The sequence below is a fragment of the Candidatus Hodarchaeum mangrovi genome (assembly GCF_975850365.1).
The window spans coordinates 1-12,644 of sequence record NZ_CDLCQJ010000049.1; the positions used below are offsets into that span (position 1 = coordinate 1).

The following is a 12,644-nucleotide window of genomic DNA, read 5'->3' on the forward strand; positions in this document are numbered from 1 at the left end:
ACAAAATTTCCACCAAAAAAAGTAACGTTCATATGAACAAAGTTCGTATGTTCATATATATATTTCCAAATAATTCTCAAAATGAAATATAAAGGATAATGATTTCTAAAAAATTAAAGTTTGATAATTTTCATAGATGTTGTCCTCATAATTCCCACACTTTTTTATAGATAAATATCTTAACAAATTTTCTGCGTGTATTTCTTTAAGCACATTAGTGCAATAGTGTACTTTAAGTTAAGTTCGGGTTCTTTTTATCCTTTTTTAATAACAGGAGATAGAAGAAAAAGTATAAATGAGATCAACTCAATTTTGATCAAAAAATCTATTAATTTGAAAGCTAATATGGGATTAGTTACCCTCTTTCCCTATTTTCCAGTACTTTATTTTATCCACTAATTACTAAAAAGGTTGAGTTTGATTTGAATGGAGAAAAAACAAAGAAAATTGCAGTTATAGGAGCAGGTCATATGGGACATGGTATTGCAGAAGTAGCACTTCTGTCTGGATATTCTGTTTACCTATGTGATCTTAACGATGAAATATTGGAAGAAGCTAAATCTTTAATTGATTGGTCATTGAATAAATTTGTGGAAAAGTCTTCCATCAATAAGAATGAATATCGGAGGTGTATGGAAAAACTCACACTCACCATTGATCTTGAAGCTGCCGCCAAAGCGACTGACCTTTGTATTGAAGCAGTTCCCGAAAAATTAGATCTAAAAAAAGAGATTTTTAAAAAGTTAGATAGATTTTCTCCTCAAAATACAATCCTTGCATCAAATACATCAACCATGAGCATTTCAAAGATTGGCGAAGTCACTAAACGTCCTGACAAAATAATAGGACTGCATTTTCCAACTCCACCTCCACTTGCAAAAGTTATTGAAATAGTTAGAGGAAAAAAAACATCTGAAAAAACGATGGAATTTGCCATCGATTTTGTGAAAAAAACGAAAAAGGAATACATTATCTCAAAGGATAGTCCTGGATTCATTTGTAATCGAATTATGGCTCCCTCTATGTTATTGATGCAATTAATTTTCGACCGCGATGAGTATTTACCCACTCAAATTGATGCAGCAGCATTAAATCAAGGAATGATTATGGGTCCCTTTGAACTTATGGATTATCTGGGACTTGATATTATTTTTGATAGTTCAAATTATTTAGCTGAGCATCTTTCTGAAGATTACAACCTAGTCCCAAGGCTAAAAAAGTTGGTACAGGAAAAAAAATTAGGCAGAAAGACTGGAGAAGGAATATATAAATGGGGTTCTGATGGAAAAAGACCAAATATTGATTTATCCAATCCAGCTGACTTTGATTTGATGCTTTTAATGAAAGTTCAAGTTAATGAAGCTGTGAAGGTTTTTGAGGAAAAAATCACTTCTATTCAGGACATTAATACAGGTATGAAACTTCATTACCATAATCCACTGGGGCCATTTGAATTGATAAAATCGATGGATTTAAAGGATTTAACAAGATCGCTTGATAAACTTGCAGATAGATATGGTAAAGAAGTGTTCCGTGCTCATAAATGGATTCGTGATGGTTCTATAAAGACAAGATTGAAACAAGAAAAATAAAAAGAAAAACCATTTTGTAATAGATAGTAAAGGATTTTTTATATTCAATTTTTTTCACATCTGCTAAAGGAGTAACTTCAAGAATGGATACTTATACAGTTAATCATGAGACAGCCCTAAAATTAGATAATTCAGATCCCCTTAAAAGTTATCGTAAGTTATTTTACATTCCAAAAGATACTATTTATTTAGATGGTAATTCATTAGGTTTATTATCTAAACCCGCTGAAGAATCCTTACTAAAAACAATCTCTGAATGGAAAAATCTAGGTATAAATGGTTGGTTTTATGGTAACCCAGATTGGTGGCATTACGGGGAATATTTCGGAGAATTGATGGCCCCTTTAGTGGGAGCAAAAGCAAGAGAAGTTATAGCTACTGGAACAACAACTCTGAATCTTCATACATTAGTCAGTGCATTTTTTCAACCTTCTGGAGAAAGAAATAAGATCCTAGCTGATGAATTAAATTTTCCTACAGATATTTATGCTTTAGAAAGTCAAATTAAACTTAAAAGCCTTTCTCCAGACAAACACCTTGTTTTCGTCCCTAGTCTAGACGGAAGAATGCTGGATGAACAACAAATCATCGATTATATGAACTCTGATATTGCTCTTGTATTATTACCGTCTGTATTATATCGAAGTGGTCAGTTATTAGATATTGAAAAATTAACCCAAGCAGCTCATGCAAGAGGAATTCCAATTGGATTTGATTGTTCTCATTCTGTAGGAGTCGTTCCTCACAAATTACATGAATGGGAAGTTGACTTTGCTATCTGGTGTAGTTATAAGTATTTAAATAGTGGTCCTGGTGGAACAGCTTTTCTATTTATCCATGAAAAACACTTTGATATGGAACCTGGTTTATCAGGTTGGTTTGGTTACGTTAAAAGCAAACAATTTGACATGTTATTAAATTTTGAGCATGAAAAACATGCTGGTGGTTGGCAGATCTCCAGTTCAAACATTCTCTGCTCCGCTAGTTTAGAAGGCTCATTGAAAATGTTTCATGAGGTGGGAATAGAGAAAATTAGAGAAAAATCAATAAAATTAACTGATTATTTGATTTATTTAGCTGATGAAATTTTGGTTAAGAAGGGTTTTACTATTGGAACCCCCCGAGTTCCTCAACACAGATCTGGTCATGTTGCTTTGGAACACGAGAAAGCAGATAAAATTAATCAAGAACTTATGAAACGAAATGTAATCACAGATTTTCGGAAACCTAATATAATAAGGATAGCACCAATAGCTCTTTATAATACCTATAATGAGGTCTGGCAGACAATCAAAATTATTGAAGCAATTATAGATGAGTAATTAAACTAAAAACGGAAAAATACCATATATTAAAAGCACTAATAGCATTAATAGATTTTTTTAGAAAATATATTAATTATTGTCTAATCTTCTTAATGCTGAGAGTCTCATTTGTTCTCTAAGATGAACACTAGAAATAATTTCTGTAGCGAGTAAGTGAAAGGTTTTTTCTACATTAATTTCTTCTTTTGCTGAAGTTTCGATATAATGGACGGTAAAATCAGCTTCTTCTTTTATGATCCGCGTTAAATTCTTCGCATATTCTATTCCTTGTTCAGTAGTTACTTGACTTTTAAATTCTGGGTCGCTTTTTAGGTCACACTTTGCACCAACAATAATAATTGGTCGTTTTCCTTGACTATTTAATGTCCAGAATGAATTTATCCAATTATGAAGGCCATTAAATGAACCTTGATTTGTAATGTCAAAAAAACATAAAGCACCTGCAGCTCCACGATAAAAGAGATCTACAACATCTTTAAAGCGTGGTTGACCTGCTAAATCCCAAATTTGAAATCTGATGTTATATATTGTCTCTGTAGGTTCATAATTTAATATAACTTGTTTTGATGCAAAATCTGCCCCTAAAGTCATTAAATATTGTGATTTAAAGGTCTCTCCTAACCAAGCTCGGCGAAAAGCACTTTTTCCTACTCCTCCATCACCTAGTAACAACATCTTTATCCAAAGATTTGAGCTTGACATAACCTAAACCCCTTTATAAAAATTTAAAGAATAAGAATAATATTGTAATTGAGAATAATTTTTCCTTGAAAGTTTACAAGGAATTTTTGTATTCCTATTCTCGAGAATTTAAATTAATTACTATTTTTTTATGAGATTATTCTAAGAATAGAGTAAATTTTTTTTTCATCATTAAACCGCTAAAAATATAAAAAGCTGATTATCTTGTCTCCATCAAATAAAATAGACTGTTTTGGTGTAATTTATGGCTGAAAAATCAAATTCTTTATTCAAAAAATGGATCAATGGACGATTTGATAGTAAAGTCGTTGTTTCGGTTACCCAGAAAGGGCAATATAAAAATTTTGATCTCTCTCTTATTAATGGACGACAATACAACACAAAATTCGGGAGTGCAATGTCTGCACAAGTAGGACCAAAAGACCTTAATGATTTGATTCAAGCACTTCAAGAAGTCCAAAATAAGTTCTTTCAATCTGGTCCTCAAGAAAGTGAATGAATTATTTACCTATCGATCATGTCGGAAATGGAAAGTTAACTTACTTTATTGAAACAAAGACAATTCTTGATCTTTGAGAACCTGTGAATAATTTATTTGGGAATAAATAACATCAGTATATTTTTCATAACAAAAATTATTGTAATATAACTTATTCTATTTGATATCCTTTGGAGTGAGAGTAACTTACCTCGATTGAAAACATTATTAGAGGCAATGTAGAAATTTAAAAAATGATGAAAGTATCAAATAATTGACTCTTAACGGAAGTCTTAATTTATATGCAACTTTATAATTCACTTACACGGAAAAAAGAGGAATTTATCCCTATTGAAAAGAAGAAAGTGCGTTTTTATTCATGTGGTCAAACAGTTTATGAAGATGCTCACATTGGGAATGCCCGAACGTACTCTTATTGGGATGTCTTAGTTAGATATCTCCGTTGGCGAGGATATGATGTATTTTGGGTTCAGAATTTTACTGATGTAGGCCATTTGACTGATGATGCTGATACTGGTGAAGATAAAATAATTAAAACCGCAATAGCTAAAGATATTCAACCAATGGTTCTAGTTGAGAAACAAATCCGAAAATTCTATGAAGATATGGATAAACTAAACATACAGCGAGCAGATATTTACCCCCGTGCAACTGGGGAAATACCAGAGATGATTGAATTTGTAAAGGATCTTCTTGCTAAAGAATATGCGTATGAAGTGAATGGAACCATCTATTTTGATGTTACTAAATTTTCTAATTATGGTGAACTTAGTCCAACAACTTACTCTGAGGAGACAGTAGGAGCACGAATAGCAGTCAATCCTGAGAAAAAAGACCCACGTGATTTCGCTTTATGGATAAAAGCTCCAGAGGGGCATTTGATGAAATGGCCCTCTCCATGGGGGATGGGTTATCCAGGTTGGCACCTTGAATGCTCGGTAATGAGTCAGAAATACTTAGGAACCACTTTAGATATTCATGCTGGAGGGATTGATCATTTACATCTTCATCATCCTAATGAAATTGCTCAAAGTGAAGCTCGAACAGGCCAAAAATTCGTTAATTATTGGATTCACGCTGCTTTCTTGACTGTAAATGGGGAAAGAATGGGAAAATCTAAGGGAAATTTTATTTTGGTACGAGATCTCTTTAAAGAATTTGACCCTATGGTTATTCGGTTATTCCTTGTTAATTCTCATTATAGAAAAAGTGTAGATTTCAATAATGATGCAATTAGCCAAAACCAAGTCCTTTTGGATCGTATTCGAACCTCATTAGCAGCATTAAAACAAGCTAATGGTGGAAAAGAAAAAGTTCTCCGTGAAAGCATCACACGAGTTACAACTGACTTCATCCAAGCTATGGATGATGATCTTAATACAGTTGGAGCTATTCAAGCTATTATGCAATTCGTAAAATCAGTAAATAATGCATTTGATAATGAAAGGCATCTTCTTGCTGAAGCAAGCGATCTAATTGTTACATTGATGGGAATTTTAGGGATAGATTTACATATAACTGATGTTCAGGGAGTTATACCACTTCATTCATTAATTAGTCTGATAATAGTATTACGAAACGACCTTAGGAATATAAAACAATTTAAACTTGCAGATGAAATTCGTTCAAAGTTAATTGATATTGGAATACAGCTTGAGGATAAACCTGAAGGGACAATATGGAAATTTAAAAGCTAATCATATCAAAATAATTTAAAGTTTTAATTCTTTTAACTTCGCTGCTGAAGGTACTCCTTGTGAATCCCAATTTCTAAGTGAGTAGTACTCCTGTTTTGCTTTTTCAAAGGCATTTTTATCTATCAATTGTCCCTCTGGATCTCCTTCGGGAGCCTTCTCAGTATAGAATCGCTTTGGTAATATATCATCTTTGGCTGTCATTCCTTCACGGACATTAAATAGCCTTGTTTGATTCCAAATTCGTTCACCTGTCTGAAGATATGATTGAGGAGTATAATTAAACCCTGTTGCCATATTAAGCATCTCGACCATTTCAGGGATCTCAAATGGAAGAAAATCACAAAGAACAAGAGAAAAACATACAGCTCGTTCATCTTGAGATTCTTTGACAAATTTCGCTACTCCATCGAAAGAAAATCGTTTAAGAGAACCAGAAAGCTCTGCTCCTGGAGTCCAACATCTTTGATGACAACCACCACGATCGGAAGTACTATAAGCTAATGCCATTCCAAAAGATCCACGGGGTTCAACTCCTGCCAGTTCCAGACCTTTTACTTGCACTGCAAAATCAGAGGAATTCAATCCTAAAGATTTAGCAGCAATTAAAGTTCCACTAGCAAATAAATCTCCCATTCCCTCTCGATATGCTATTTGATGTAGAAGCTTGTGTTGCGCATCTGCGTTACCAAAATGGAGATTTGGAATTTCTTGCTGTTTCAAGATTTTTTTGTTTGTACATTCCATTGCAAACGCAATCGTACTACCAGCAGTAATTGTATCAATTCCTAGATCATCACAGATTTCATTTCCTTTTGCAATAGCTCCTAAGTCACCAATACCGCAGCTTGCACCTAATAGAGCTGATGTTTCATATTCTGGTCCATCAACTTGTAATCCACTGTATTTTCCTTCATTAAATCTTGTTGTTTTACCACAGGCGATAGCACAGCGATAGCAGGCAGTATGTCCTACAACAAATTTGTCTCGCATATATTCCCCTGAGATATTTTCTGCTTCCTTGAAGACTCCAGATTGAAAATTATGTGTTGGAAGAAAGCCAGCTTCATTAGCCATTTTCACCCACATTACAGTTCCAATTTCATGCCTTCGTTTCACACCAAGATTTTCCCGAACTGACTTAGCAAATTTTCTAGTTAATTCTTTGAACTGGGCTGTATTATTTGTCTCTATCGCATTAGTACCACCAGTTACGATAGCTTTAAGTTTTTTGAATCCCATTACTGCTCCTGCGCCCCCTCTGCCGGCCATATGGGTTTTATCGGTCATTATACTGGCATATGTTACTAAATTTTCTCCAGCTGGTCCAATTGAGACAACTTCCATCCCTGGATGGGTCTTCTTTAGAATTTCTTCTGTTTTATAGGTACCTTTTCCCCATAGTTTAAGGGCCGAATGGATTTCAACTCCTTCAGAAGATACTTCAAGATAAACTGGTTCATTTGATTTGCCATGAACAAAGATATAATCATAACCTGCTTGTTTTAATCGATGTCCAAACTTACCTCCTATCTGACTATCTAAAAAAATTCCTGTATGAGGTGATTTGGTCACGACGCACCACCTTCCAGAGGTTTGAACCGATGTACCAGTCAAGGGACCAGTCATATAGAGGAGAATATTTTCTGAGCTCAAAGGATTAACATTGGCTGCAAGAGAATCATATAGAATTTTTGCACCCAATCCCTTCCCTCCAATAAAATGTTCTGTTAATTTAGGATCCGTGGGAACTTGGTTCAACTTTTCGGAGGATAAATCTACATCTAAATACTTTCCCATGTAACCCATAATAACACTTCACAATTAATTCTTTTCATGAATATTACTTTGTTAAACTTCGGTGTATATCAAGGATATCGGTTAAGAGTGCATATCCAGTTGCTTCTCTTCCAGCACCAGGTCCTACAATCGTAATGTCACCTAGATATTTTGTTGTATATGTCAATGCATTGATTGGTCCTCCAACGGATGCTAGAGGGTGATCAAGTGGGATCTTTTGAGGTTTGACAAAAGCCTCTACTGAACCATCATCCTTAAGTTCTACTCCAGCGATTAATTTCCATCTTTTTCCTTCTTTCTTGGCTTCCTCAATATCTTTTGAAGTAATTTTTGTAATTCCTTTACAAGGAACTTGATCCTTTGTTATATTTGCCCCAAGTATAACATTAGATAATATCACTACTTTCCCAAGTGCATCATAACCTTCAACATCTGCTGTTGGATCAGCTTCAGCATAACCAAGCTGTTGAGCTTGCTTAAGTGCGGTTTCATATTCTAATCCTTTTTCCATTTCAGAAAGTATATAATTGGTTGTTCCGTTCACGATTCCCATAATTTTTGTAATCTTTGAACCTGCTAAATTGTTCAAACCAAGGCTGATTGCAGGGGTTCCACTTAATACCGTCCCTTCAAACTTAAGCTGTACACCATTTTTCTCTGCCATTTTTAATAAATCCTTTGCTGCTAAAGCAATGGGTCCCTTATTTGTCATAACTACATGCTTGTAACATTTTATTGCAGCTTTAACATGGCTTATAGCGGGTTCTCCCGTGTTTATATCGGTCCAGCTTGCTTCTACTACTAAATTAGCGTTGGATTCCGTTATAGTTTTAATACTATCCCAGCCTTTTATTCCTTCTGGGTAATCATTAATTTTTCCAGTTTCCTTGACTATTTTGAGAAGTTTAGCAAGGTCTAATCCATTTTCATCGTAAACAGAACCCTTAACTTTGTCTGCAATAGCCACAACTTTAAATTGAAAACCATATCTATTTTTCAATTCACTTTTCTGTTCAAGAAGAATTTCAGTTAAACCTTGACCAACTACTCCCCATCCGATGAAACAAATGCGTGTTATATCTTTCATGGTTAATACTTCCGATACAATTATTCAAAAGCATTTTTTATTAGTTTAATTCCCTTTTTTATTGTTTCAATTGATGTTGCATATGAAAAACGTAAATAACCTTCTCCATTTGACCCAAATACTGTTCCAGGTAAACAGGCTATCCCGTGATTTAAGAGATGATCAGCACATTCTTGGGAGGTCATTCCAGTCTTAATGATATTTGGAAACACATAAAATGCTCCTTGAGGAGTCAAACAGGAGAAACCTTTTACTTCATTCAATCCTTTCACAATTGTCTCCCGACGTTTTCTATATTCTATCATATTCTCATGGATTGAATCTTGTGGGCCTTTTAAAGCAGCTGTACCAGCTTTTTGTATAAATGAGGAAGTACAAGAAACACCTATAGAAATAAGAAGGTTCATTCGATCGATCATTTTTTCAGGTGCGATTATCCACCCAAGTCGCCATCCAGTCATTGAATAGGATTTTGAAAAACCATCAAGAAGTAAAGTTCTTTCTCTACATTCATCCCGAACAGAACAGGAATAAAATTCTTCATCATATATCATTTTAGAGTAAATTTCATCAGATAAGATATAGAAATTATGTTCTTCAGCAAATTCCGCGATCCGTTGAATTTCTTGTTTTTTCATTACTGATCCAGTCGGATTTTGTGGACTATTTAGAATAATTATTTTAGTATTTATCGTGATTTTGTCTTCTAAATCAATTGGGTTCAAACGAAATTCATTTTCTTCTTTTATTCGTACTGCTTTATCTCCTGCGTTAAGATAACTTACTACAGATCCATATGTTGGAAATCCAGGGTTTGGATAGATAATTTCTTGGTTTGTATTATCTATTACTGCTCTTAGGGCATAATATACTCCAGAATTAGCACCAGGAAGTATTAAAACTTGGTTGAGAGAAGGCTTGAATCCACGCGTATTTTGAACTTCGTCTCGAATTGCTTCTTTCAGCTCATGGATACCACTTGATTCCACATATCCAGTGAAGTTTTCATCCAGAGCATCTTTTGCAGCTTGTTTAATATGTTCAGGCGTATTTTCGTAAGGTTGTCCAATTTCAAAATGAAGAATTTTTTTTCCTGCTTGTTCTAGATCTTTAGCCTTAGCCAAGACTTTGAAGATCCCTGCACCTGTCTTTCTTAAGACATTATAATCAATCATGATACTCACTTAGTAGTTATCGATGGTGTAAATTTTGAGCTGCAACAAAACTGATACCATTTTCAGTTAATTTTTTTGCTGTTTCGTTTACTGCAGCATGCCGATCAAGATAATTGACCTTTAAATATTCCCAATGCCCTGCATTTATAATTTCATCTTTTGCTCTAAAATAATCAAGAATATCTGTTGGATGTTCCCGAACACTATCAATCTCCACAGGACCACCCTCATGTTTTGCTGAAATGTTTTTTAAATGTTTTGCCAATTCTATTAATTCTTCTGTTCGATCATATGGTTGACGAACAATTGATTTGATGGTTTCTACGATATGATGTTCGAGTCGTACAATATTTTCGAGTCCAAATTCTTTACGAATATAAGCACTAAGTTCTATTGTTGTATTGTTTACAGCATTTGAAAGATTAAAGCCAATTAATGGACTTGTACCATCTTTTCGTGCAAATAATTTTGCAGTCATTAAGGTCCATAAACAGCTGTAAGGATTATCATTACCCATGAAAACCGAGATTTTAAACTCATTATCAATCCCAAGCTTATGTAGCATATATCCTAGAAGGACTGTTCCTGGGTTGATATTCAGGACTTGTTTTACCCCATATTTTGTGTAGAAATATAAAAACTCTTCTATCCATTTTAAGGCAAAGTTATTTGGTTGGCCTACCCCTCCAAAATACCCCGTAATCGTTTCTGGACCACCGAGATGAATATTAACGGGAAAACCATCAGGTCCAGGTGCAGTTCCTTTTGTATCAAGAGTTTCAACGTATGATGCCCCAATTATTTGCATAGCTGCTGCCATAGCAAGGAGATCTCCATCTTCTTCCTGTTCTTTCATTCTACGAACCCGGATGATTCGACCAGGCATCAACTCTTCTTTCTCAACTGACTGTTTAGCTCCAACTATTAAGAATGGGAAATATTGACAGGATGAAAGCTCTAATGTAACAGCAAATGAGTCATCAAATGAAGTTGAGTTATATTTATCTCCTAAAACTTTTTTTCGGTATTTATCTATACTTATGAAAGCTTCTTGGTCACGTTGTTTTATTAACCAATTTAAATCCTTAATATAATCAGGTTGCTTTTTATCAAGCTGACTGATTAAATTTTCAAGTTGACCTGCTTCTTTAGCTCTGCGATTAATTTCATTGATTCCTCCATATCTATCAATAATGTCGAGAAGGTCATTAATCAGAGGATTATTTTCATTTAATAAGAAATTATTTATTTCTTGAACATTTTTTTCAGGGATCTTCAGTTTCTCTCTTATAGAATCCATATTCGGGCCTCCAAAGTGATTAAGAAGGAAAAATATCATTGGATAGATTCTACATTAATTCATGTAGAAATACTCCAGAATATGTATGGAGAAGATGGGTTCTTAATTTATTTAAATATATATAGGATGAATATAAAATAAACGAATTGGAAAAGATCTATCAAGAAAAAAATATCAACTCAGTAATATTCTCCCCAAATAAGATTAATCCCCAAATATTTTTTCATTTTTCTAAAATATCCATAATATTAATACTCAATCCTTCAAATGATGGAAAATCCCAATTATTACATACACAAAGAACTTTTAATAGATGAAATAACATTTGATCCGTATCGAGAAAAATGTGAAACAAACAGAACTATCATTTAGAAAATTAGAAATAAGGTATGTGAAAAACTGATGAGTCGACCAACAGCTTTTGTAATGGTGAATGCAGAAATTGGAGAAGAAGAAGAAGTACTACGATTTTTAAAAGAAGATATTAAAGTTGATGAGGCGTATGTGGTATATGGTGTGTATGATCTTGTAGCAAAAGTATCGGCAGATTCCATGAAAATTCTTAAAGACATGGTAATAAATCAAATACGCCAAGCTAAAGGAGTTAGATCCACTCTTACTATGGTAATAGTTCGTGATTAAAAAAGTCTCTCTATTTAAGAACTATATAAGTTATCAAGTTTAAATATGAAATTACACTCTTTTATGGTTGTGTTACTAATTTGCAGCTATTAAAAGGTATATTATTGTAATTATTTTACATGTTCAATCGTGTATATATTTTTTATTTGTATTTTCTTTGCCTGTTCGATGAGATAAAACCATGAATTTCAAGAATTCTGCAGACATAGGTAGATATTTATAAAAGATTTATTATTTATTCTTTGTACTTCATAACAAATCAAATTGGAAATTGAAAAAGGTAGTAATTAAGAATTCAGAGTAAGAGGTCGTTATAAAAAATGAGTTTGAGAAATTATGTAATTAGACGATTATTGCTTAGTATACCATTATTTTTTGGAATTTCGATTATCCTTTTTGCGCTAATGATAAATGCACCAGCTGATTATGTTGATATATTACGGCTGTCAAATCCAACAATGACCCCCGAAGAGCAAGCAAATATAAGGCACAATCTAGGTTTGGATCGCGAACCAATAGACCAATATATTTACTGGTTATTAGGCTCTAATTCAAAACTAGGAGACTGGGGTAATTTTTTTCAAGAATTTGCTGATTTTGTTGTTTTTCTTCCGTTCCGGTTTGTACAGGATGCTGACCTTTTTGATTTAGGAATTGCTGACTCCAATTTTGAACCAGGCTTTGCTTTCGGAAATATGGGGCGTTCATTTACGGGATCGAGTATTAACTCCATAATTGGAGCTCTCGCATGGCAAACAATTAAGTTACAATTAGCTTCATTACTAATGAGCTTAATGATTGGCATTCCATTAGGAATATTCTCTGCAA

10 protein-coding genes and 1 pseudogene are annotated in these 12,644 nt (G+C 33.8%); 6 read left to right on the plus strand and 5 right to left on the minus strand.

The features are described from left to right. The first annotated feature begins 422 nt into the window (after nt 1–422). Complete coding sequence (locus ACWVCY_RS05065) at nt 423–1,592, plus strand: 3-hydroxyacyl-CoA dehydrogenase NAD-binding domain-containing protein (RefSeq protein WP_455140805.1); 1,170 nt, start codon at nt 423–425, stop codon at nt 1,590–1,592. An 83-nt stretch (nt 1,593–1,675) separates the two neighbouring features. Then, nucleotides 1,676–2,914, plus strand: coding sequence for a kynureninase (gene kynU, locus ACWVCY_RS05070; protein ID WP_455140807.1), 1,239 nt, complete (start codon nt 1,676–1,678; stop codon nt 2,912–2,914). 72 nt (nt 2,915–2,986) lie between these two features. On the opposite strand, the gene ACWVCY_RS05075 is transcribed toward kynU, so the two are convergent. Then, complete coding sequence (locus tag ACWVCY_RS05075; RefSeq protein WP_455140809.1) at nt 2,987–3,619, minus strand: Rab family GTPase; 633 nt, start codon at nt 3,617–3,619, stop codon at nt 2,987–2,989. 244 nt (nt 3,620–3,863) lie between these two features. Between ACWVCY_RS05075 and ACWVCY_RS05080 the strand changes: the two genes are divergently transcribed. Together ACWVCY_RS05080 and cysS are read left to right on the plus strand one after the other, a co-directional pair. Then, complete coding sequence (locus ACWVCY_RS05080; protein WP_455140811.1) at nt 3,864–4,118, plus strand: hypothetical protein; 255 nt, start codon at nt 3,864–3,866, stop codon at nt 4,116–4,118. Between the two features lie 281 nt (nt 4,119–4,399). Further along, nucleotides 4,400–5,815, plus strand: coding sequence for a cysteine--tRNA ligase (gene cysS, locus ACWVCY_RS05085; RefSeq protein WP_455140812.1), 1,416 nt, complete (start codon nt 4,400–4,402; stop codon nt 5,813–5,815). Nucleotides 5,816–5,830: 15 nt separating this feature from the next. On the opposite strand, the gene ACWVCY_RS05090 is transcribed toward cysS, so the two are convergent. From ACWVCY_RS05090 to ACWVCY_RS05105, 4 genes are read right to left on the minus strand one after another with little or no spacing between them, the layout of a single operon-like run. Next, nucleotides 5,831–7,621, minus strand: coding sequence for an aldehyde ferredoxin oxidoreductase family protein (locus ACWVCY_RS05090; RefSeq protein ID WP_455140814.1), 1,791 nt, complete (start codon nt 7,619–7,621; stop codon nt 5,831–5,833). A 34-nt stretch (nt 7,622–7,655) separates the two neighbouring features. Then, the gene (locus tag ACWVCY_RS05095) at nt 7,656–8,699 is read right to left on the minus strand and encodes a homoserine dehydrogenase (protein ID WP_455140816.1); all 1,044 of its coding nucleotides are present in this window, start codon (nt 8,697–8,699) and stop codon (nt 7,656–7,658) included. Nucleotides 8,700–8,719: 20 nt separating this feature from the next. Next, a complete protein-coding gene (locus ACWVCY_RS05100; RefSeq protein WP_455140818.1) occupies nt 8,720–9,874 on the minus strand; it encodes a pyridoxal phosphate-dependent aminotransferase in 1,155 nt (384 codons plus the stop codon). Between the two features lie 16 nt (nt 9,875–9,890). Then, nucleotides 9,891–11,174, minus strand: coding sequence for a hypothetical protein (locus ACWVCY_RS05105; protein WP_455140820.1), 1,284 nt, complete (start codon nt 11,172–11,174; stop codon nt 9,891–9,893). A 402-nt stretch (nt 11,175–11,576) separates the two neighbouring features. On the opposite strand from ACWVCY_RS05105, the gene ACWVCY_RS05110 reads away from it, so the two are divergent. Both ACWVCY_RS05110 and ACWVCY_RS05115 read left to right on the plus strand, forming a co-directional pair. Further along, on the plus strand, nt 11,577–11,816 hold the full coding sequence (locus ACWVCY_RS05110; RefSeq protein WP_455140821.1) for an Lrp/AsnC ligand binding domain-containing protein: 240 nt from the start codon (nt 11,577–11,579) through the stop codon (nt 11,814–11,816). Nucleotides 11,817–12,136: 320 nt separating this feature from the next. Continuing rightward, nucleotides 12,137–12,644: pseudogene (locus ACWVCY_RS05115) on the plus strand (hypothetical protein); the annotation flags it as partial.

Bases quoted from the DNA above. Each gene is read 5' to 3' on its own strand.
- kynU (WP_455140807.1), top strand. From the start codon at position 1,676: ATGGATACTTATACAGTTAATCATGAGACAGCCCTAAAATTAGATAAT.
- ACWVCY_RS05075 (WP_455140809.1), bottom strand. From the start codon at position 3,619: ATGTCAAGCTCAAATCTTTGGATAAAGATGTTGTTACTAGGTGATGGA.
- ACWVCY_RS05080 (WP_455140811.1), top strand. From the start codon at position 3,864: ATGGCTGAAAAATCAAATTCTTTATTCAAAAAATGGATCAATGGACGA.
- cysS (WP_455140812.1), top strand. From the start codon at position 4,400: ATGCAACTTTATAATTCACTTACACGGAAAAAAGAGGAATTTATCCCT.
- ACWVCY_RS05090 (WP_455140814.1), bottom strand. From the start codon at position 7,621: ATGGGTTACATGGGAAAGTATTTAGATGTAGATTTATCCTCCGAAAAG.
- ACWVCY_RS05095 (WP_455140816.1), bottom strand. From the start codon at position 8,699: ATGAAAGATATAACACGCATTTGTTTCATCGGATGGGGAGTAGTTGGT.
- ACWVCY_RS05100 (WP_455140818.1), bottom strand. From the start codon at position 9,874: ATGATTGATTATAATGTCTTAAGAAAGACAGGTGCAGGGATCTTCAAA.
- ACWVCY_RS05105 (WP_455140820.1), bottom strand. From the start codon at position 11,174: ATGGATTCTATAAGAGAGAAACTGAAGATCCCTGAAAAAAATGTTCAA.
- ACWVCY_RS05110 (WP_455140821.1), top strand. From the start codon at position 11,577: ATGAGTCGACCAACAGCTTTTGTAATGGTGAATGCAGAAATTGGAGAA.